The organism is Saccharomonospora xinjiangensis XJ-54 (assembly GCF_000258175.1).
GTDB lineage: Bacteria > Actinomycetota > Actinomycetes > Mycobacteriales > Pseudonocardiaceae > Saccharomonospora > Saccharomonospora xinjiangensis.
On record NZ_JH636049.1, the window covers coordinates 1,355,497 to 1,374,617 of the forward strand.

A 19,121-nucleotide genomic window follows, 5' to 3' on the forward strand; every position below is an offset into this window, starting at 1 on the left:
GATCATGTCGCGGAACGAGGATCGGTGCTACGTTCGGTGCCCGATCGACTACTCGATCAGGTAGAAAACTGAACCGACGTGGCTGCCGAGGAGTGCCGCACATGACACCGCGTGTGTCCTGGCTGGACCGTACGGCCGAGACAGTACGAACGCTGCTCGCCGACATGGCCGCCGACCCGAACGGACAGTACGAACCGTGCGTCTACGAGACGGGACGGCTCGTCACCCTGGCGCCGTCACTGCCGGGCCACCGGCAACGGGTTCGGTTCCTGCTCGCGGAGCAACAGGACGACGGCCGTTGGGGCGGCCCTGACGAGTACGACCTCGTCACCACCCTGAGCGCGACGGAGGCACTTCTCACCGAGCGGCGGCGGCCGGGGTCGCCCCCGGCCGTCGCGCGGGCAGCCGACCTCGGGGTCGAGGCACTGTCGCGCAGGCTGGCGCGGCCGGGAACGCTGCCGGACACCGTCGCCGTGGAACTCGTCGTGCCCGCACTGCTGTCCGACGTCAATGCCCACCTGGCCAGCCTCGGCCGCGCTCCGCTGCCCCAACCCGCCGGTACGCGTCCCGATCTCGTCGAGGCCGTCCGCGACACGCTGGCCGAGGGCCACGCGCTGCCGGAGAAACTGTGGCACTCCCTGGAACTGTTCGGCCCCTCGGCCACGGCCGCGGCATCCGTCCGGCCCGAACGAACGGCCGGAGGCGGCCACCTCGTCGGGTGCTCCCCCGCAGCCACGGCGGCATGGCTGGGTGACGACGTCCTCGCCGACGAACGGCACCCCGGCGTCGCGTACCTGCTGGCGGTGCAGCACGAGAACGGCGGTGTGCCCGTCGCCGCGCCGCTGAGCCTGTTCGAGCGATCGTGGGTGCTGTCCACGCTGCTCGACACCGGAGTGCCGCTCACAGCTCCGCGTCCTGTGCTGGAGGAACTCCGCCGTAGCCTGCACGCCGCGTTCGGCGACGAGGGCGCGGCAGGCGGGCTCGGCCTTCCCGTGGACGTGGACGACACGGCGGCAGGGCTGCACGCGCTGGCACTGCTCGGCAGCCCCCGCTCCCCCGACTGCCTTCGCCGGTTCGACAGGGGAGACCATTTCTTCTGCTTCCCCGAGGAACGCACCCCGTCCACGAGCGCGAACGCCCATGTCGTTCAGGCGCTCGGCGCGCTGCTCGCCCTTCCTCGGAACTCGCTCGTCCTCGACGACGAGTCGCGGGCCTGGTGTGCGGACGCCCTCGCCACCGTGGTGCGGTGGCTGAAGGAGAACCAGCATGCTGACGGGAGCTGGTCGGACAAGTGGCACGCGTCGCCCTACTACGCCACCGTCTGTTGCGCGGTCGCACTCGCCCGCCACGGAGGGTCCGCTGCGAGGGAAGCCGTGGACAGGGCCGTCGAGTGGGTGCTCGCGACCGAACGTGACGGTGGCGCCTGGGGCCGCTGGTCGGCGACGAGGGAAGAGACGGCGTACGCGGTGCGGGTGCTCCTCGTGGCGGGCGAGCGGAGCGCGGACCGTAGTGCGGACCAGGTGGCCACGGCAGCGGCGAGAGGTGCGCGCTACCTGCTGAGCCGATGGTCGGACGAGCGCCCCCACCCGCCGCTGTGGCACGACAAGGACGTCTACACGCCCACCCGCATCATCCGCACCGAGATGCTCGCGGCCCTGTACGCGGCGCACACCGATCCCAGGACAGCGCCGCTCCTGGCCGATGCCGACCTTCCGGTGGTGGTAACCGGCAGCGGGGCGGCATGAACTCCACGGAGTTGCGGATGGCGTTGCGGACGCTGCCGTTCCTCGACGCCCACCGCACCACACCGGCTCGGCACATCCGGCTGGCGGACGATCCACCGAAGCTGCTCGTCTGGGACCCCGAGACCATCGCGTGGATGTTCGGTGCCGACGGCGAACTCGACCATCCCGGCAGCCGCAGTCTCCTGCCGCTGTTCGGCACGCAATCGCTGCTGTGGGTGGACGGTCCCCGGCATACCGCGTACCGCACGGTGCTCGGCCCTCCCCTGCGCGGTCGCAGGCTCGCGACGTACGCGCCGCTGATCTCCGGCACGGTGCACGAGTCGGTGGACGCGCTGCGGGTGGGACAGACCGTGGCGCTGGCCGACTGGACACGGCACGTCGCGCTGCGGGTGATCGCGAGGCTCGTGCTCGGCGACCTCGACGAGCGCGCCGATGCGGCGCTCCGCGACTTCACGTCCTGGATCGACGACGCGCTCGGTTCGCGGCCCCGCACACTGGCCCATCGGTTCCTGCGCGGCGGCCTGCCCCGCTCTGGCGCCGACCTCGACGAGCGGCTTGTGACGCTGGCCCGCTCCGGACGGACACGGCGGCCGGCCACCCTGGCTTCGCTGCTCCTCGACGCGGACGGCCCGCTCGCCGACCTCGGTACCGCCGAGGGCGACTTGCGCGACCAGCTCGTGTCGCTGCTCTTCGCCGGACACGAGACGACGGCGTCGGCCGCGGCGTGGACGCTGTACCGGCTGGCCCGCGACGAGCAGCTGCGGCGCGACGTGCTCGCCGAACTGGACGCCACCACTGACGAGACGCCGTCCGCGTCGGCGGTGCCGCTGCTCACGGCGGTGATCTCGGAGGCGCTGCGCCTCGCGCCCCCGGTGACGGTGGCCGAGAACCGGCGCCTGCGTTGCCCCGCGACGCTGCTCGGCAGGACGTTCCCCCGAGGGACGACACTGACGACCAGCATCTACCTCGCCCACCGGCAGGACGACGGGTTCGCCGACCCGCTGCGGTTCGACCCCGGCCGATTCCTCGGCCGCAAACCGCCGCCGTCGCGTTACCTGCCGTTCGGTGGCGGCACCCGCCGATGCCTCGGCAGCCAGCTCGCCATGCTGGAGTTGCGGATCATCGTGTCGGCTGTGTTGCGACGCCTCCGGTGGCGTCTGGTCAACCCGGCGGCGGGGAGGTTGCAGCTCCGAGGGCATGCGATGGCGCCGTCGTCGCGGCTTCGCGTCCGGGTCACCGCGTGCCGCGCCTGACGGCGAGGGAACTCGCGGCCGTCCACCGGCTGGAGTTCCCGTTCTGGCTCAACACGCTGTGCCAGGCGCTGTGGGGAGTGTGCTTCGCCGCGTCGGCGCCGCGGGAGGTGCTGAGCTGGCCCTCGGTGGCGGCGGTCACGGCTGCGGTGCTGCTCATGGAGGCCACCCTGGTGCTCAACACCGTCGCCGACCTCGACAGCGACGCGCGGCACCCGGAGCGGTCCCAGCTCTCCTCGGCGGCGCAGCGCCTCGGCAGGCGAGCCGGGCTCTGCCTGGTGAGGCCGCGGCCGGGCTCGCGCTCGCCCTCGCCGTCACCGTCCACACCGGACATGTCGGTGCGGTGTTCTGTGCCGTGGGAATCCTGCTCGCCGGCGTGCTCTACAACGTCGCACCAGCGCGCCTCAAGTCGCGCGGGCTCGCAGGCGCTGTGGTGTTCGCCTGCGGGGCGGTGGCTCTCCCCTCCCTGCTCACCGGCGCCGCCCTGCACCCCTTGCCCTCCGCAGCGACCGCGCTGGTTCTCACCGGTCTGACGATGCTGGCCGCGGGGCGGGTGGTGTGGTGGTCGGTGCCCGACCGCGACGCCGACGCCGCGGCGGGCCAGCGGACGACGAGCGTGCGCCGCGGCGCCGTCGGAGCGTTACGGGCGGCGTGCCTGCTGTCGTTCACAGGGCTCGCGGCGCTGGTCTGGGGCCTGTGGAGCTTCGCGGGGCCGGGTGCGGCGGCCTTCGGCGCGGCGGGACACGCGGTGTTCACGGGATCGGTGCTCGTCCTCATGCGCCGTGTCGCGGCAGGAGAAGCGGTGAGTTCCACCCGGCTGCGCACCACCGTCATGCCGGTGGTGCTCGCCGCCGACGTCGCGCTGGTCGGTGTGGCGCTGGCTGGGTGAGGCGCACCGTGTCACTCCATGTCACCTCTTGCGCCCGATACCCGCGAACATCCGCACATCCTCCGGATTGAGCACGGTCTCGTCGCCGGGACCCGGCCGCCAGAGTGGCGCGGGCACCACACCGGGCTCGACGAGGTCGAGCCCCGCGAAGAACTCAGCGACCCGCTGCCGGGGACGCAGGCTCACCTCGGGGAACCGCCCGAATCTCAGCCGTTCGAAGATGCGGAAACCCGCGAGCACGTCCTCGTCCTCGCCGAAGTGGGAGATGACCAGGTGACTGCCACCCGGCATGGCCTCCACCCAGGCCGAGACGAGTTCCTCGGGCCGCTCGGAGTCGGGCACGTGCAACAGCAGTTCCGTCATGAGCACCGCGAAGGGCCTCGCCGGGTCGAGTACCTCGCGCACGACGGGGTGATCGAGGACAGCATCGACATCCCGGCAGTCCGCCACCACGAAACGCGCGCCGGAGGTCCCGGCGAGCAGTTCCTCGGCGTCGGCCGCGAGTGTGGCATCGAGGTCCACGTACACGACCCTGCACGCGGGGTTCACCTCCTGTGCCACGTGATGCACGTAGCCCCGGTCGGGCAATCCGGAACCGAGGTCGAGGAACTGGTCCCACTCCCCGCTCGGCGAGGTAGCGCACCTGACGCCGGACCAGCGCCCGCTGCGCGCGGACGAGATAGGGAATGTGCGGGCCGCACAACTCGATGCGTTCCGCCAGTGCGCGGTCGCTCTCGCTGTAGTGGTTCCCGCCGAGCCAGAAGTTCCTGATGCGGGCGATGTTGGGGGCCACCGCGCCGCCCGGCATCTCGGGGTGGTTCGGTGCTTCTTGGGACGCTCCCTTGGGCATTGCCACGTTCCGAGCACGCTCCTCATACGTCCAACGGCGCCACGCGCGCCGTGGTCTTCAGTGGTCTGCGGTCCCCCGAACGACATCGCCGATCCTACTGACGGGAAACTTCTGCCGTAACAGCCCGAGCGCAGTCTGTCACGATCATGGAAAACTACGCGGTTTCGCAGCAACAGAACGGAAAACTCCGTCCACAATCCACAATGGTGCGTCACGCCGCGCCGCTCCGCGTCAGTCCACAATGGCCCTACGTGATGTGAGACACATATCCGCGCCGTGGTGCCGGGGGGCCGCTTCAGGCGGCCAACTACGATGGCGCGCGTGAAGCACCTGCACGCGGGCAAGGTCCGCGACCTTTACGAGGACCGAGGTGACCTGCTACTCGTCGCGTCCGACCGCGTCTCGGTGTACGACGTGCCCCTGCCGACGCCCGTTCCCGGCAAGGGAGCGTTGCTGACGCAGCTGTCGGTGTGGTGGTTCGAACGCTTCCGTGACCTCGTGCCCAACCACCTGATCTCGGCCACCGACGTTCCCGAGGAGTTCGCAGGCAGGGCCGTGCGCTGCCGTCCCCTCACCATGATCAAGGTCGAGTGCGTGGCACGCGGCTATCTCACCGGCTCGGCACTCACCGAGTACCGGAGCGAGGGCGGCGTGTGCGGTGTCGCTCTCCCCCCTGGCCTCGTGGAGGGCAGCAAGCTCCCCGAGCCGATCTTCACACCCACCACCAAGGCCGAATCGGGCCACGATCTGCCCATCACGTTCGACGACGTCGTCGCACAGGAGGGCCGCGAGACGGCCGAACGCCTCCGCGAGCTCACCCTACGTATCTACCGTGAGGGCGCCGAGTACGCGGCGGGGCGCGGCATCATCGTGGCCGACACCAAGCTGGAGTTCGGCTGGGCCGCCGACGGAACGCTCACCCTCGGGGACGAGGTCCTCACCTCCGACTCCTCACGCTTCTGGCCTGCCGACCAGTGGGAGCCTGGACAACCGCAGTACTCGTTCGACAAGCAGTATGTGCGCGACTGGGCCACCTCGACCGGATGGGACAAAACGCCACCCGGACCCGCTGTGCCGCCCGAGGTCGTGGAGGCGACCCGGCAGCGCTACATCGACGTGTACGAACGGCTCACCGGCCGGGCCTGGGAATCCTGACGGTCGCCGCTTTGCGTCACTCCAGGCGCCGGTGCCGGGGTGTCGTCTCGCTCCAGCGGGTGACATGCAGGCACGCGGCCGCAGCGAGGCACACGGCCCCGAAGAAGATCAGTCCGAAGTTCAGCGTCATCGCGCCGAGGATGATCAGTCCGATGGCCAGCGCGTCGATCGCGTAGCGGAGGGTGCGAGAACGCGCGAGACCGCCCACGCTACCGACCTCTCCGAGCGCCCTGGCGAGGTGCGGGTCGTCGTGCTCGAACCAGTCCTGGATCCGCTCCAGCTCCCGCTGTTCGTGATGGCTCAACATGGCGTGCTCCCGGATACGCTCCGTCGCGGTTCGCGAGACTGCCTCGGCCTGTTTGTCACCGTCGTCGCCGGGCCGGGCGAACCCGCTCCGTCTCCGGCTCGGGGAGGTGGCGGCCCCGCGGCCGGAGGGCCGAGGCCTCGTCGCCGAACCGGATGATCCGCACACACCGGGCTCGTCACCGCTCCCATGCCAGGTGGCTACCCCTTTCCGGTGACGGCAAACGGTCGCGGCTCCCGGGTCACGCGCACGGCCGCAGGTGCGGTTTTGGCCTCGGCGGCAACGGTTATCCGCTCTGAGGTCAGTGCGTGACCGGGGGTGTCGCTGGAGGTGCCATGTCCGAGACCGCCGTGAGGCTCACCTCCGGCATGCTGCGCCGCGCGGCCGTCGTCTCGGCACAGCTGCTCGTCGTGTTCGCGGCGCTCTGGGCATTGCGCAACGTCACGAAGCACCTCAGTTACGTGATCATCCCGCTGGCGGTCGCCTTGCTGCTCACGGCGATGCTGGAACCGGTGGTCGGCTGGCTCACCCGCCACCGATGGCCCCGCTTCCTTGCCGTCCTTGCCGCGCTGGTGCTGGGACTCGTCGTCGTGGGCGGCCTCGTGAGTTTCGTGGTCTTCTCGATCATCGACTCCTACGACGAACTTCGCGGGCGTGTACTCGAAAGCATCAGGCAGATCGAAAGCTGGCTGGCGGAAAGCCCGCTCCCCCTCGGCGGTGAACTCGCGGGCAGGCTCCAGGAGTGGCTCGACGGAAACCGGGAGAGGGTGCTCGCGCAGGCGTTGACCGCGTTCAACACGGTGGGCGCGTTTCTGGTCGGCCTCGTGGTGGCACTGGTGCTGTTCATCATGTTCCTCCATTCGGGACCGCGGCTCTGGGCCGCGACGCTGCTGCCGTGGCGGCCGAGCACCCGCGCGGTCATCGATGACGCCGGGCGCAGGGCGTACCGGAGCGTCATCGTCTACGTGCGGGTGACGGCGCTGGTCGCGTTGATCGACGCGATCGGTATCGGTGTGGGACTGCTCGCCGTGGGAGTGCCGCTCGCCGTTCCGCTGGCCGCGCTCGTGTTCATCGGCGGTTTCATCCCGTACGTCGGCGCGGTGGTGTCGGGCTTCGTGGCGGTCGCGGTGACCCTCGTCAGCAACGGACTTGTCGCGGCACTCATCATCCTCGGTGTCGTACTGGCGGTTCAGCAGCTCGAAGGCGAGGTATTGCAGCCCATCCTTCAGGGCAACTTCAGCAATCTGCACCCCACCGTGGTGCTGGTCGCCCTGGTCATCGGCGGTGCCGAAGGCGGCATCGCCGGGGTGCTGTTCGCCGTCCCTGTCTTGGCCGCCGTACGTGGTGTGGTGCTCGCCGTCGCCGAACACCATGCGGCGCAGGAAGCGCAGGCACGCGAGGAGAAGCCCTCCGGCACGGCACGCGAGTCCGACGGCACCGAGACCCCTGGCGGAACCGAGGAGTGAGCACGCCCTACGCCAGGTCGCGGGCTTCCTCCACCCGGCGAGCGATGGTCATCTCCACCGCGTTCAGCAGCAGGTAGGCGGTGGATGCCGCGAACGGCCCCGCGAACCACGCCACGGTGACCGGAAGCCACGCACCGGCGGCGGCCGTCGCGCCGAGGGCGAGCCCCACCGACAGCACCCCGATGGAACTGCCCAGCGCGACCACCTTGCTCTGTTCCTCGTCGCCGAGCGAACGCCGGAACGCGTTCGTGGCGACCGCTTCCACCACGAGGAAGCTCAGCACCGCGCCGAGGGCGAACAGCAGGATCTGCACTGCCTTCGGGGGTGAATGCTGCGCCGAGAGCATGGCCAGCGAGCAGGTGATCATCACCGAATAGCCGAAGGCGCCCGAGTTGTTGCGCAGCGACATCCGGATCTCTCTGGCGTAGAGCCCTGGTATGCCTGCCATCCCGACCCTCCTCAGTTCCTCCCGATGTCGCCGGGGCACGAGCCGCCGTCCTCTCCCAGCGCATTCCTCGCCCCGCTCGCCATCCTCAGCGAGCCTCGGTGGGTTCCTCCGACTCGACCTCACCGCGCAGCACCGCGACGGGGCACGGCGCGTGGTACAGCACGGCGTGACTCACCGAACCCAGCAGAGCTCTGGTCACCGGCCCCCTGCCATGACTGCCGACCACGAGCAGGCGGGCTCCCTCGGAGCGGTCCAGCAGCGCATGAGTCGGCCGGTCGGTGACCGCTTCCCAGTCCACCGCGACGGCCGGGTGTTCACGAGCCGCCTGTTCGAACTGCTCCCTCGCCGCTTCCTGCACGGTGTCGTCCACGTGGTAAAGCCCGGCCTGCGCGGGCGGCGCGGTCGCATAGATATCCAGCGGCCAGTCGGTCCACGAATGCACGGCACGCACCGGCGCTCCGTGGCGCTCGGCGAACGTCAGTGCGAATTCGACAGCCCTCACACTGGTGCCCGACCCGTCCACCCCGACCACCACGGGCGCATCGGGCGGAGCGGGTTCGCCCCGCACCACGACCAGCGGCTGGGGAAGGAACCTCGCGAGGTAGGCGACGGTGGAGCCGAGCAGCATCCGGGACAACGCACCACGGCCCGATGCGCCTGCCACCACCATGGCCGGTGCGATCTCCTCGGCGAGCTGGGTCACCGTGACCTCGGGTGCGCCGTCGGGCATGGCCGTGTGCACCGTCAGATCCGGGTACAGCGACCGGCAGTCGTCGGCGGCCAGCTCCAGTTCCCGCCGCGTGGCTTCGATGACAGCGCGGGCGTCGAGGTTCTCAGCCGAGACCTCCCCTTGCGCGCGTGGTGGCTCCCACTCCAGCGACCACACGATGACCAGCGGACTCCTGGACGCGGCGGCCTCACCGGCAGCCCACCACACGGCGCGTCGTCCGCCCTCCGAGCCGTCGAAACACGCCAACACCCCGCCTGCCACCTCACCACCGGCCGACCACGAACGCGTCATGCGCCGCTCCTCTTGATCTCGGACCTCCGGCCGCCCCATCGCGCGCCGAGAATCAGGGAGGCGATCGACATCGCTACCACCACGGCACCGGCAACGACGTCGTTGACGACAGCCACACCCTCCTCAGCTCCGTGGTAGTTCATCGCGAACGGGGCGACGATCAGCCAGATTCCGACGAGCATGGTCGCCCAGCCTGCCCATTGCCTCACGAACGGGGACACCGCCTTCGCCGCGCCAAACGCGGCAAGCACGACACCGGCCACGACGTCCGGCACCGCGGCCGAGACTCCCAACACGGTGGCGGGATGATCGATCAGCACGGGCGACACGATGAGCCACACTCCCGCGAGGAACGCGATCGCCGCGGGAAGCCCGGCCAGCACGTCCTGATACGGAACCGGCGACGTCCGATGCGATGCCGGAGGTTGTTCCGGTTCCGGTTTCCTGCCCTCGGGCACGGCTGACGGATTGGCGTGCGGCGGTCGCATGCCTTTCCACGGCCCTGCGGGCTCCTCCGGCGCGGACGGCCGGAGGAGGAGCCTCTTCGCCGTGGTCGCACGGCGTCCGTGCCGAATCACGTTGAGCCTCCTTCGACGAGGTCGGCGTCATCGACGACGAGCGGCGTTCCCTGCATGCAGGTGGTGGCCATGCCGGGCCGCAGCGTGCCGTGCACGACGACCTCCGCGCCCGGCCGTACCTCGGGGCCGCCCTCCAGCAGCAGGTACTCCCGTCCTCCCGTCGTCAGCACAAGGCAGTTCGGCTCCACACCGCGCGAGATGGTGCCGCGCAGTGTCACCTCGGTGCCCTCCGTGGGAGTGGGGTCCGGCTGCCCGGGTGTGGTCGCCGGTGGGGACGCGGGGGGTGGTTCCCCCTGATCGTCCGAGCCCGAGCAGGCGGCGAGTACCACCGCGGAGGAGGTGAACAACGCGACGACGATCCCGCCGGCCATCCCACGGGCAGTCCCGCTGGCGATCCCGCGCACTCCGCCGTCACCTCCCTGCTCGATGCGACCACGGCGACGCCAACCGGGTTCCCTGGCCTCGGCGCGATCAACCCTCCCCGCGGGCGCCGGTGGCGGCGACGCTACTTCACCGCCCCCATCGACAAGCCTCGTACGAGGTGCTTCTGCGCGATCCAACCGATGATCATCACCGGTAGTGAGGCGAGGAGGGCCGCGGCGGACAGCTGCGCCCAGTACAGGCCCTCGCTGGTGATGAAGCCGGAAAGGAACACCGGAACCGTGCCCGCCCGGGCGGCCGTGAGGTTGATCGCGTAGAAGAACTCCGTCCACGAAAAGATCACACAGATGAGTGCCGTCGCCGCAATGCCAGGTGCCACGACGGGGAGCACGACGCGACGGAGCAGCGTCGGCAGCGACGCGCCGTCGATCCGAGCCGCCTCGATCATCTCCCTCGGCACCTCCAGCAGGAACGAGCGCATCATCCACACCGCGAGTGGCAGGTTCATGGCGGTGTAGAGGATGACGAGGGCCCAGACATGGTCGAGCAATCGCACGTTCTGCGAGATGACGTAGAGCGGGATGATCGCGGCGACGACCGGAAGCATCTTCGTGGAGAGGAAGAACCCGAGCACGTTCTCCGTGCGCTTGACGGGGGCGAGCGACAGCGCGTACGCGGCCGGGATGCCGAGCAGGAGCACGAACACCGTCGAGAGCGCCGTCACGAACGCCGAATTGGCCAGATACGGCAGGAAACCGCGTTCGACGACGCCCGCGAACTGCTCCAGCGTCGGCGTGAACACCACGGACGGCGGATCGGTGTAGGCGTCGGCCTCCCTCTTGAACGCTGTCACCACCATCCACACCACGGGGAACACGAACAGGATCGCCACCAGCCACGTGAACGCGGTCAGCGCCGCGCGGGTGAGCCTCATTTCACGCCTCCGCTCACGTCGAAGGAACGGAACATCAACCGCAGGGCGAAGGTGGCGACCACCAGTGTCATCGCCACGACGACGACCCCCATCGCCGACGACTGTCCGATGTCGAAGCCCTCGAACGCGCGCTGGTAGACGTAGAACGGCAGGTTGGTGCTCGCTGTGCCGGGCCCGCCCTGCGTCATGAGGTAGATCGCGTCGAAGGAGTTGACGATGTAGATCGCGCCGAGCAAGGCGGCGAGGTGCAGATACCTGGCGAGTTGCGGCAGCGTCACCGACGCGAACGTCCGCCACCGCCCCGCGCCGTCCATCTGCGCGGCCTCAAGCACCTCCTTCGACTGCGCCTGGAGCCCGGCGAGCAGCAGCAAGGTCATGAACGGCGTCCACTGCCACACGACCTGCGCCATCACCGACGCGAGCGGGTACTCCGAAAGCCAATCGACCTCCGCGCCGAACAGGAAGTTCACCAGTCCGTACGCCGGGTCGAACATCGTGGTCTTCCACAGCAACGCACCGGCGGCGGGAAGGATGAGAAACGGCGTGATGATCAGCGTGCGCACCACCGCCCTACCCGGGAACGCCCTGTCGAGCAACAGAGCGAGACCCAGGCCGAGCAGCATCGACACGAACACACACACCACGGTCAACAGCACCGTGTTGACCATCGCGACCCTGAACTGGCTGTCGGTGAACACATCGACGTAGTTGTCGAGCCCCACGAAGTGCCGCGAACCGGGCCGCACCAGGTTCCACGACTGGAACGAGTAGATCACCGTCAGCAGGAACGGCACCTGCGTCACCGCGATCGTGAAGACGAGCGCGGGCAACAGCGGCGCCCTGCGCTTCCACCCGCTCTCTCCTCGCCGAGGCTCCCGACGTTCCTGAGACGGCGTTGAGGTCTTCCCGGCCACTGTCGTCATCGTCGTCATCGGGCCTCCCGGTACGAATCGCCGACGGTCTCGGCGTAGGACTGGGACTGTCGCAGCGCCTCCTCGACGGTCTGCCGACCCGCGATGGCGGCCGAGATCTGCTGGCTCACCCTCGTGCCGAGATCCTGGAACTCGGGGATGCCGACGAACTGGATGCCCTCGTACGGCACCGGCCGCGTCATGGTGTGGTCTTGATCGGCGGTGCGGATACCGTCGAGCGTCGCATCGGCGTAGGCGCTCGCGGCTCTGCGGTACTCGGGAATGTCGTAGGTGGAGCGTCGGCAGCCTGGCGGAACGCGATTCCACCCGAGTTCCTCACCGACGAGCCGCACGTAGTCCTTGCTGGTCATCCAGCTCAGGAACTCCCAGGCGAGGCCTGCGTTCTCCGTGCTCGCCGGGATCGCCAGCGCCCATGTGTAGAGCCAGCCGCTCGCCTCCGTCTTGGCCACCGGAGCCTGCACGTACCCCGACTTGCCGACGACCTTGCTGGTGGCCGGGTCCTCGTTGGTGCCAGCCATGACCGTCGCGTCGTACCACATGGCGGCCTGACCCTGCGTGTACCGGGTGCCGCACTCGGAGAACCCCGCGCTGGACGCGCCCACCTCACCGTGCTCGCGCACCAGATCGACGTAGAACCGCGTCGCCGCGCGGAATTCCGGCGACGTCAGTCGCGCGTTCCAGTTCTCATCGAACCACCGCCCCCCGAACGTGTTCACCACCGTGGTGAGCGGCGCGAGACTCTCGCCCCAGCCCGGTTTGCCGCGCAGGCAGATCCCGGCGACCCCGGCCTCGTCGTCGTCGAGCACAGCGGCGAACTCCGCGATCTGCTCCCACGTCGGACGCTCCGGCATCGTCAGTCCCGCTTCGGCGAAAAGGTCCTTGCGGTAGGCGAGGAACGACGACTCCCCGTAGAACGGCACCGCGTACATCGACGCGCCGTACGAAAGGGAGTCGCGGATGCTGGGAATGAAGTCGTCCGCGTCGTAGTCCGGGTTCGCCTCCAGATACGGGCCGAGGTCGGTCAACCAGCCGTTGGCCGCCCACTGCGGCGTCTCGTAGTTGCTGATCATCACGATGTCGAACTCGCCGCCCTGCGTCGCGGTCGAGGCCGTGATCTTCGCTCTGGCCTGGTTCTCCGGAAGCGACACGAACGTCACCTCGACCCCGTGCTCCCGCTCGAACCGGTCGGACAGGGCGATGGCGTCGTTCATCTGGGGATTCGCCACGATGGCGACGACGAGCGAGCGGCCACTCGCTCCGATCGCCCCCGCGCCCGCGCACCCGGTGACCGTGAGTACCACGGCCAGCACGAGCAGGGGAAGGCGGTGGCGTGCGGCTCGCGACATCGCTCACTCACCTCCCGGAACGACCTGGATCTTCAGCCCGGTTCCGCCGCGCATCAGGTCGAGTGCCTCGGTGAACCGCTCAAGGGGAAGGGAGTGCGTCACCAGCGCGTCGGTGTCGATGGCGCCGCTCGCGACGAGATCGAGCGCGGCGCCGTAGCTGTGCAGCACCGCCATCGAACCCACGACGGTGATCTCGTCGTTGTAGAACCGGTACGGCGACAGTGACACCCGCTCCTGCTCCGGAGCGACGCCGAAGACGAGGAGCCGCCCGCCCCTGCGCAGCCTGTCGAACGCCGCCTCGATGGCGGGTGCGGCGCCGGTGCAATCGACGGAGGCGTCGAACGTCTCGCCGTCCAGCTCTCCGGGATCGGTGACGACGGCGGCGGCACCGAGAGCACTCGCCCTCGGCAGCCTCCCCGCGTTGCGGTCGGCCACGGTGACGAGCGCCCCCGCACGCTGGAGCAACTGCTGCATGATCAGGCCCATCGTGCCGGCGCCCATCACGAGAAAACGCTCGCCCGCCTCCACACCGATCCGGCGGATTCCGTGTACGGCGCAGGACACCGGCTCGACGAGCGCACCCTGCGCGTAGGTCAACTCGCCGGGCAACCGGTGGCAGGTCGCGGAGGGAACCGCGACGTACTCGGCGAACGCCCCGTCAACGGTGTCACCCGTGGCACCCCAGTTGGCACAGAGGTTGCCGCGCCCCGACCGGCAGGGATCGCAGTACCCGCAGAACAGCGAAGGATCGACGGCGACCCGGTCACCGATCGCCCAGCCACCCCGCACGTCCGGGCCCAGTTCCACGATCTCGCCCGCGAACTCGTGTCCCGGAACGATCGGGTACGGCGTCGGAGGGAAGTGGCCGTCGGCGATGTGCAGGTCGGTGCCGCAGATGCCGCACGCGCCGACCTTGATCACGACCTCCCTTCGGCCCGGTGTCGGATCGGGTACGTCACCGACCCGGACACTCCCAGGGCGATCCACGACAACGGCACGCACAAGCCCCACCTCTCCATCGCTCAGACGAGCGCTTTGAAGAAAGATCCGTCTCAGATGTGCAGGCATTGAACGACCGAACCGGCCACGACGTCAACATTGCCCCGAAAGATCGGCGCTATAGTGCTCACATGAGCGCGAGTAATCGATCGTGGTCCCTGCTCGATGCCGTCGAGGCAGCCGCCATCGCCCACCGCTTCTACGTCCGGGGCGAATCGAAGCTGGAGATCGCGAACGATGTCGGCAAGAGCCGGTTCAAAATCGCCAGGGTGCTTGAGCGGGCGCTGCACGAGGGCCTGGTGCGGATCGAGTTCTCCCTACCGGAGCCCGTCGATGTCGCGCTGTCGGAGGAGCTGCGTTCGGCATACGGACTCCGCAGGGCATTCGTGCTCGAACGAGCGGAGAAGGCCGAAGCGCGGCCCGTGCTCAGGCAGCGCATCGGCTCACTGGCCGCCCGCCTGCTGTCGGAGATCGTCACCGACGAGGACGTCATCGGCCTGTCCTGGGCGCGCTCGGTGAACGTCATGACCGAGCACATCCGCACGCTGCCGCGCTGCCCGATCGTCCAGCTCTGCGGTGTCCAGGCCGGCCTCGACAGGCGCGACCGGTCGGTGGAGACGGTGTCCAGGCTGGCGGGTGTGTCCGGCGGCGAGTCCTACCCGATCTACGCGCCTCTCGTGCTGCCGGACCGCAGAACCACGGACATCCTCCGCAGGCAGCCGGGCATCGTCGAAACGTTCCGGCGGTTCCGCGATCTCACCAAGGCCGTGGTGAGCATCGGTGCGTGGCAACCGAACGAGTCCACTGTGTACGACGCGCTGTCACCGGCGGAGCGGGAGTCCATCGCGAAGCGGGGCGCGAAGGCCGAGGTGGCGGCGCGGCTGTTCGACGCCGACGGCAACGCGCTCGACACCGGCCTTTCGCACCACGTGCTCGCGATCAGCCACGAGGAGCTGCGCCGGATTCCCGAGGTGATCGCCCTCGGCTACACCACTCCCAAGGCCGAGGCCGTGGACGCCGTGCTCCGCTCCGGCACGGTGAGCACCCTGGTCACAGACCACGACACCGCGCGCAGAGTCCTCACGCTCGCGGAACGCCGCCCCCCGTCGCGCTGACCCGTGTCCGCACCTCCCGCACCCGTGTCCGCACCTCCCGCACCCGTGTCCGCACCTCCCGCACCCGTGTCCGCACCTCCCGCACCCGTGTCCGCACCTCCCGCACCCGTGTCCGCACCTCCCGCGCGGACACGGACGACAAGTGCAGGCAACCGTGCGTGGAGTGCAAGAGCCTGTCCGTGAGGTGCCAACACCCGTGCGTCAGGTGCGGACACGGTGGCGGGGATGCCTGGATACAGTGCGGGCATGAGACGTGCGCGGAGACCACCTTCGCCCCTGCCGCAACGCGACGGGCTCGACGCCGCCCGCATCCGGCTTCCCGCGCACGGACCGTGGGAGACGGCGCGCGACTTCCTGGTGCGCAAACTCGACCGGCTGCAGCCCGAACACATCGACGAGATGCTGCGGCAGGGCCGCTTCGTCACCCTCGACGGACCGATCGCCCCTGACTCGGCGTATCTGCCGAACACCCTCGTCTGGTTCCACCGCGAACTTCCCGACGAGGTCCCGGTGCCGTTCGAGATCGAGGTCGCTTACGCCGACGACGACATCGTGGTGGCCGACAAACCGCATTTCCTCGCCACCACACCTCGTGGCAGCCATGTGCGGCAGACGGCGCTGGTACGGCTGCGCCACCTGCTCGGCATCCGCGACCTCGCCCCGGTACACCGGCTCGACCGCGTCACGGCAGGGCTCCTGCTGTTCGTGACCCGGCGCGAGCTGCGCGCGCCGTACCAGCAGCTTTTCCAGAACCGGCTGGTCCGCAAGGAGTACGAGGCCGTCGCACCGTACGACCCCGGGCTGGAACTGCCGCGCACGGTACGCAGCCGCATCGTCAAGAAGCGCGGGGTTCCGACAGCGCGGGAGATACCCGGCGAGCCCAACGCCGAGACGCACGTGGACCTGCTCGACCACGCGGACGGCCTCGCCAGGTACCGGCTGCTCCCCACGACGGGCCGCACGCACCAGCTTCGCGTCCACCTGGCGAGCCTCGGCGTCCCGATCCTCGGCGATCCGCTGTATCCCGAGGTCCGCGAGATCGCGCCCGACGACTTCACCCGGCCACTCCAGCTCCTCGCCAGGGCACTGGAGTTCGACGATCCCGTGACCGGTGAACGCCGCCGCTTCGAGAGCAAGCGCGAGCTGGTGGCGTGGTCGGATCATGCGGCGTGGCTGTCCGGGCCGGCTTGAGGGCCCGGCCCGGACGCCGCCGGTCACGGACGTTCGATCTGGTGGCCCACCACGTCCGGCCCGGGGTGAGCGGCGCCTGAACCGTCCCTTCGAAGGTCCACCTGGGGCAGCTCGACCGCTTCACCCCGCTTCGACGACCCGACAGGACGTGGCCCCACCCAGGCGAGCACGAGTCCCTTCTCACCTGTGAGGAAGCGGTGCGCGCGCACCCCCGCGGTGGCCCTGCCCTTGGCCGGATACTCCGAGAGCGGCGTGACCTTGACGGTCTCGCCGGTGGCCGTCACCACCATCGGCTCACCGTGCTCGGCGTCGTCACCGCGCACCGCGCCGAAGAACACCACCTCGGCGGCCTTGCCGAGCGCGATACCCGCGATGCCGCCGCCCCGCAGACCCTGCGGTCGCACGAGTGAGGCGTCGTACCGCAGCAGCGCGGCCTGCGACGACACGAACGTGAACGTCTCCGTGCCGTCGGTGAGCCAGGTGGCGCCGACCACCTCGTCACCCTCTCTGAGGCTGATGACGTCGAACTCGTCAGCCCGCACCGGCCAGTCGGGCGCGCACACCTTCACCACGCCCTGCCGGGTGCCGAGAGCCAGGCCCGGCGAGCCTTCCGCCTGCTCTCCCAGCGGCGCGAGCCCCACAACGCGCTCGTCGCCCTCCAATGGCACGAGTTCCCGCGCTGGCATCCCCCCGCGCAACGACACGGTGCCGGACGACTGCGGCAGCACGGGCAGCGGCAGCACGTCGGTCTTGAACGCCCTGCCCCGGCTGGTCACTAGCAGTACCTGGCCGCGCGCGGTGGTATGGACCATGGCGGCGATCGCGTCGTGCTTGGCCCTGCCGCTGCGCCTTCGTCCCTCGACGGCCTCCTCAGACTCGGCCGCAGTCCTCGCGACCAAGCCGGTGGACGACAGGATGACCTGACACGGGTCGTCGGCCACTTCGAGCGGACCCGCGGGTTTCGACGCCTCCAGAACCTCCTTGAGGTCGCCGTCGATGAGGGAGGTGCGGCGCGGGCTGGAGAACTGCTTGGCCACGGCGGCGAGTTCCCTGGAGACGACTCGCTTCAGCACCTTCTCGTCGTCGAGGATTGCCGTCAGTTCCGCGATCTCCTCGCGGAGGCGCTCCTTTTCGGACTCCAGTTCGATCTTGTCGTACTTGGTGAGCCTGCGCAGCGGCGTGTCGAGGATGTAGGTGGCCTGGATCTCGGACAGCGCGAAGCGTCTCATCAGGCCTTCCTTCGCGGCCTTGGCGTTCTCGCTCCCCCGGATCAGCTTGATCACCTTGTCGATGTCGAGGAGCGCGACGAGCAGACCCTCGACGAGGTGCAGGCGGTCCTCGCGCTTACGCCTGCGGTACCGCGTGCGCCGCGTGACGACCTCGTACCGGTGGGCGAGAAAGACTTCGAGAAGTTCCTTCAGCCCGAGCGTGCGCGGCTGACCGTCCACCAGCACGAGGTTGTTGATGCCGAACGACTGTTCCAGCGGAGTGAGCCGGTAGAGGTCGGCGAGCAGTGGCTGCGGGTTCACCCCGACCTTGCACTCGATGACGAGCTTCGTGCCGTTCTCGCGGTCGGTGAGGTCCTTGACGTCGGCGATGCCGGAGAGGCGTTTCGTCTTGTTGACCTCGTCGGTGATCCGCTCGATCACCTTCTCGGGGCCGACGCCGTAGGGCAGTTCGGTGACGGTGATGCCCTGCCTTCGGCTGCCCTCGATGGGGCCTGTGGTGACCTTCGCCCGCATCCGCACGACGCCGCGCCCGGTCTCGTACGCCTTGCGCACCTGGTCGAGCCCCAGCAGGTGCCCACCGGTGGGCAGGTCGGGGCCCGGGACGAACTCCATCAGCTTGTCCAGTGAGGCGTTCGGGTGGTTGATCAGCCACCGCGCCGCGGCCACGACCTCGCCGAGGTTGTGCGGGATCATGTTGGTGGCCATGCCGACCGCGATACCGGAGGTGCCGTTGACGAGCAGGTTCGGAAACGCCGAGGGCAGCACCGACGGCTCGGCCAGCGATCCGTCGTAGTTCGGCCGGAAATCGACGGTCTCCTCGCCCAGCTCGCCCACGAGCAGCATGGCCTCCGGCGACATGCGGGCCTCGGTGTAACGGGACGCGGCGGGTCCGTCGTCGGGGCTTCCGAAGTTGCCGTGCCCGTCCACCAGCGGCACGTTCATCGAGAAGTCCTGAGCCAGCCGCACCATGGCGTCGTAGATCGCCGTGTCGCCGTGCGGGTGGTAACGGCCCATCACATCGCCCACGACGCGGGACGACTTCACGTAGGCGTGATCGGGCCGGTAACCGTTCTCGTGCATCGAGTAGAGGATGCGGCGATGGACCGGCTTCAAGCCGTCCCGCGCGTCGGGCAGCGCGCGAGAGTGGATGACCGAGTAGGCGTACTCCAGGTAGGAGTCCTCGATCTCGGTCTTCACCGGGTTGTCGAAGACCCGCGCGCCCGCCCTGTCGAAGGCGGAGGGATCGACGCGGGTGGTCGGGTTCTTACGCCGTGCCATGACTTGGTCG

General features: G+C 69.4%; 19 protein-coding genes and 1 pseudogene. 7 read left to right on the plus strand and 13 right to left on the minus strand.

Annotated features, from left to right (window positions below; all coding sequences use genetic code 11):
• Window positions 1-101 precede the first annotated feature (101 nt).
• Both SACXIDRAFT_RS05620 and SACXIDRAFT_RS05625 read left to right on the plus strand, forming a co-directional pair.
• A complete protein-coding gene (locus tag SACXIDRAFT_RS05620; protein ID WP_006237534.1) occupies window positions 102-1,745 on the plus strand; it encodes a prenyltransferase/squalene oxidase repeat-containing protein in 1,644 nt (547 codons plus the stop codon).
• On the plus strand, window positions 1,742-2,998 hold the full coding sequence (locus SACXIDRAFT_RS05625; RefSeq protein WP_006237535.1) for a cytochrome P450: 1,257 nt from the start codon (window positions 1,742-1,744) through the stop codon (window positions 2,996-2,998). The genes SACXIDRAFT_RS05620 and SACXIDRAFT_RS05625 overlap by 4 nt, the downstream gene beginning before the upstream one ends.
• On the opposite strand, the gene SACXIDRAFT_RS23505 is transcribed toward SACXIDRAFT_RS05625, so the two are convergent.
• Complete coding sequence (locus tag SACXIDRAFT_RS23505; RefSeq protein WP_006237536.1) at window positions 2,979-3,329, minus strand: hypothetical protein; 351 nt, start codon at window positions 3,327-3,329, stop codon at window positions 2,979-2,981. The genes SACXIDRAFT_RS05625 and SACXIDRAFT_RS23505 overlap by 20 nt on opposite strands.
• Before the next feature lie 9 nt (window positions 3,330-3,338).
• Here SACXIDRAFT_RS23505 and SACXIDRAFT_RS23510 point away from each other — a divergent pair, with 9 nt between their 5' ends.
• Window positions 3,339-3,884, plus strand: a complete 546-nt coding sequence (locus SACXIDRAFT_RS23510) for a UbiA family prenyltransferase (protein ID WP_006237537.1) — start codon at window positions 3,339-3,341, stop codon at window positions 3,882-3,884.
• Window positions 3,885-3,905: 21 nt separating this feature from the next.
• Here the strand turns inward: SACXIDRAFT_RS23510 and SACXIDRAFT_RS05635 are convergent, their stop codons facing one another.
• Window positions 3,906-4,445, minus strand: a complete 540-nt coding sequence (locus SACXIDRAFT_RS05635) for an SAM-dependent methyltransferase (protein WP_232285257.1) — start codon at window positions 4,443-4,445, stop codon at window positions 3,906-3,908.
• A 115-nt stretch (window positions 4,446-4,560) separates the two neighbouring features.
• Window positions 4,561-4,734, minus strand: a pseudogene (locus SACXIDRAFT_RS23515) (SAM-dependent methyltransferase); the annotation flags it as partial.
• A 312-nt stretch (window positions 4,735-5,046) separates the two neighbouring features.
• Here SACXIDRAFT_RS23515 and SACXIDRAFT_RS05640 point away from each other — a divergent pair.
• Window positions 5,047-5,889: a phosphoribosylaminoimidazolesuccinocarboxamide synthase gene (locus SACXIDRAFT_RS05640; RefSeq protein ID WP_006237539.1), complete on the plus strand. Its 843-nt coding sequence runs from the start codon at window positions 5,047-5,049 to the stop codon at window positions 5,887-5,889.
• Window positions 5,890-5,905: 16 nt separating this feature from the next.
• Here the strand turns inward: SACXIDRAFT_RS05640 and SACXIDRAFT_RS05645 are convergent, their stop codons facing one another.
• Window positions 5,906-6,196: a DUF3040 domain-containing protein gene (locus tag SACXIDRAFT_RS05645; protein WP_006237540.1), complete on the minus strand. Its 291-nt coding sequence runs from the start codon at window positions 6,194-6,196 to the stop codon at window positions 5,906-5,908.
• 332 nt (window positions 6,197-6,528) lie between these two features.
• On the opposite strand from SACXIDRAFT_RS05645, the gene SACXIDRAFT_RS05650 reads away from it, so the two are divergent.
• Window positions 6,529-7,659, plus strand: a complete 1,131-nt coding sequence (locus SACXIDRAFT_RS05650) for an AI-2E family transporter (RefSeq protein WP_006237542.1) — start codon at window positions 6,529-6,531, stop codon at window positions 7,657-7,659.
• Window positions 7,660-7,666: 7 nt separating this feature from the next.
• On the opposite strand, the gene SACXIDRAFT_RS05655 is transcribed toward SACXIDRAFT_RS05650, so the two are convergent.
• The 8 genes from SACXIDRAFT_RS05655 to SACXIDRAFT_RS05690 form a co-directional block, all read right to left on the minus strand.
• Window positions 7,667-8,107 (minus strand): hypothetical protein, encoded by a 441-nt coding sequence (locus tag SACXIDRAFT_RS05655; protein ID WP_006237543.1) that lies wholly within the window; start codon window positions 8,105-8,107, stop codon window positions 7,667-7,669.
• A gap of 85 nt (window positions 8,108-8,192) precedes the next feature.
• The gene (locus tag SACXIDRAFT_RS05660) at window positions 8,193-9,128 is read right to left on the minus strand and encodes a universal stress protein (protein WP_006237544.1); all 936 of its coding nucleotides are present in this window, start codon (window positions 9,126-9,128) and stop codon (window positions 8,193-8,195) included.
• Window positions 9,125-9,706, minus strand: a complete 582-nt coding sequence (locus tag SACXIDRAFT_RS05665; protein WP_006237545.1) for an SPW repeat domain-containing protein — start codon at window positions 9,704-9,706, stop codon at window positions 9,125-9,127. The genes SACXIDRAFT_RS05660 and SACXIDRAFT_RS05665 overlap by 4 nt, the downstream gene beginning before the upstream one ends.
• The gene (locus SACXIDRAFT_RS05670) at window positions 9,703-10,077 is read right to left on the minus strand and encodes a hypothetical protein (protein WP_040922057.1); all 375 of its coding nucleotides are present in this window, start codon (window positions 10,075-10,077) and stop codon (window positions 9,703-9,705) included. Before SACXIDRAFT_RS05670 ends, SACXIDRAFT_RS05665 begins: the two co-directional genes overlap by 4 nt.
• 134 nt (window positions 10,078-10,211) lie before the next feature.
• Window positions 10,212-11,021 carry a carbohydrate ABC transporter permease gene (locus SACXIDRAFT_RS05675; protein ID WP_006237547.1) on the minus strand — a complete coding sequence of 270 codons (810 nt, stop codon included), beginning with the start codon at window positions 11,019-11,021 and terminating at the stop codon, window positions 10,212-10,214.
• Window positions 11,018-11,953 (minus strand): carbohydrate ABC transporter permease, encoded by a 936-nt coding sequence (locus SACXIDRAFT_RS05680; RefSeq protein ID WP_006237548.1) that lies wholly within the window; start codon window positions 11,951-11,953, stop codon window positions 11,018-11,020. Before SACXIDRAFT_RS05680 ends, SACXIDRAFT_RS05675 begins: the two co-directional genes overlap by 4 nt.
• Window positions 11,950-13,299 (minus strand): ABC transporter substrate-binding protein, encoded by a 1,350-nt coding sequence (locus SACXIDRAFT_RS05685; protein WP_006237549.1) that lies wholly within the window; start codon window positions 13,297-13,299, stop codon window positions 11,950-11,952. The genes SACXIDRAFT_RS05680 and SACXIDRAFT_RS05685 overlap by 4 nt, the downstream gene beginning before the upstream one ends.
• A 3-nt stretch (window positions 13,300-13,302) precedes the next feature.
• The gene (locus SACXIDRAFT_RS05690; RefSeq protein ID WP_006237550.1) at window positions 13,303-14,301 is read right to left on the minus strand and encodes a zinc-dependent alcohol dehydrogenase family protein; all 999 of its coding nucleotides are present in this window, start codon (window positions 14,299-14,301) and stop codon (window positions 13,303-13,305) included.
• Window positions 14,302-14,429: 128 nt separating this feature from the next.
• Between SACXIDRAFT_RS05690 and SACXIDRAFT_RS05695 the strand changes: the two genes are divergently transcribed.
• Entirely contained in the window at window positions 14,430-15,413 is a 984-nt protein-coding gene (locus tag SACXIDRAFT_RS05695) for a sugar-binding transcriptional regulator (RefSeq protein WP_040922058.1), read from the plus strand.
• A 246-nt stretch (window positions 15,414-15,659) separates the two neighbouring features.
• Window positions 15,660-16,604 carry a pseudouridine synthase gene (locus tag SACXIDRAFT_RS05700; protein WP_040922059.1) on the plus strand — a complete coding sequence of 315 codons (945 nt, stop codon included), beginning with the start codon at window positions 15,660-15,662 and terminating at the stop codon, window positions 16,602-16,604.
• 23 nt (window positions 16,605-16,627) lie between these two features.
• Here the strand turns inward: SACXIDRAFT_RS05700 and SACXIDRAFT_RS05705 are convergent, their stop codons facing one another.
• On the minus strand, window positions 16,628-19,111 hold the full coding sequence (locus SACXIDRAFT_RS05705) for a DNA gyrase/topoisomerase IV subunit A (RefSeq protein ID WP_006237553.1): 2,484 nt from the start codon (window positions 19,109-19,111) through the stop codon (window positions 16,628-16,630).
• Between the last annotated feature and the right edge of the window lie 10 nt (window positions 19,112-19,121).

What these genes read in the sequence shown, in the direction of transcription:
- SACXIDRAFT_RS05655 (WP_006237543.1), bottom strand. Translation starts at nt 8,107, where the DNA reads ATGGCAGGCATACCAGGGCTCTACGCCAGAGAGATCCGGATGTCGCTG.
- SACXIDRAFT_RS05660 (WP_006237544.1), bottom strand. Translation starts at nt 9,128, where the DNA reads ATGACGCGTTCGTGGTCGGCCGGTGGTGAGGTGGCAGGCGGGGTGTTG.
- SACXIDRAFT_RS05625 (WP_006237535.1), top strand. Translation starts at nt 1,742, where the DNA reads ATGAACTCCACGGAGTTGCGGATGGCGTTGCGGACGCTGCCGTTCCTC.
- SACXIDRAFT_RS05645 (WP_006237540.1), bottom strand. Translation starts at nt 6,196, where the DNA reads ATGTTGAGCCATCACGAACAGCGGGAGCTGGAGCGGATCCAGGACTGG.
- SACXIDRAFT_RS05650 (WP_006237542.1), top strand. Translation starts at nt 6,529, where the DNA reads ATGTCCGAGACCGCCGTGAGGCTCACCTCCGGCATGCTGCGCCGCGCG.
- SACXIDRAFT_RS05705 (WP_006237553.1), bottom strand. Translation starts at nt 19,111, where the DNA reads ATGGCACGGCGTAAGAACCCGACCACCCGCGTCGATCCCTCCGCCTTC.
- SACXIDRAFT_RS05620 (WP_006237534.1), top strand. Translation starts at nt 102, where the DNA reads ATGACACCGCGTGTGTCCTGGCTGGACCGTACGGCCGAGACAGTACGA.
- SACXIDRAFT_RS23505 (WP_006237536.1), bottom strand. Translation starts at nt 3,329, where the DNA reads ATGTCCGGTGTGGACGGTGACGGCGAGGGCGAGCGCGAGCCCGGCCGC.
- SACXIDRAFT_RS05670 (WP_040922057.1), bottom strand. Translation starts at nt 10,077, where the DNA reads ATGGCCGGCGGGATCGTCGTCGCGTTGTTCACCTCCTCCGCGGTGGTA.
- SACXIDRAFT_RS05640 (WP_006237539.1), top strand. Translation starts at nt 5,047, where the DNA reads ATGGCGCGCGTGAAGCACCTGCACGCGGGCAAGGTCCGCGACCTTTAC.
- SACXIDRAFT_RS05675 (WP_006237547.1), bottom strand. Translation starts at nt 11,021, where the DNA reads ATGAGGCTCACCCGCGCGGCGCTGACCGCGTTCACGTGGCTGGTGGCG.
- SACXIDRAFT_RS05685 (WP_006237549.1), bottom strand. Translation starts at nt 13,299, where the DNA reads ATGTCGCGAGCCGCACGCCACCGCCTTCCCCTGCTCGTGCTGGCCGTG.
- SACXIDRAFT_RS05700 (WP_040922059.1), top strand. Translation starts at nt 15,660, where the DNA reads ATGAGACGTGCGCGGAGACCACCTTCGCCCCTGCCGCAACGCGACGGG.
- SACXIDRAFT_RS05695 (WP_040922058.1), top strand. Translation starts at nt 14,430, where the DNA reads ATGAGCGCGAGTAATCGATCGTGGTCCCTGCTCGATGCCGTCGAGGCA.
- SACXIDRAFT_RS05680 (WP_006237548.1), bottom strand. Translation starts at nt 11,953, where the DNA reads ATGACGACGATGACGACAGTGGCCGGGAAGACCTCAACGCCGTCTCAG.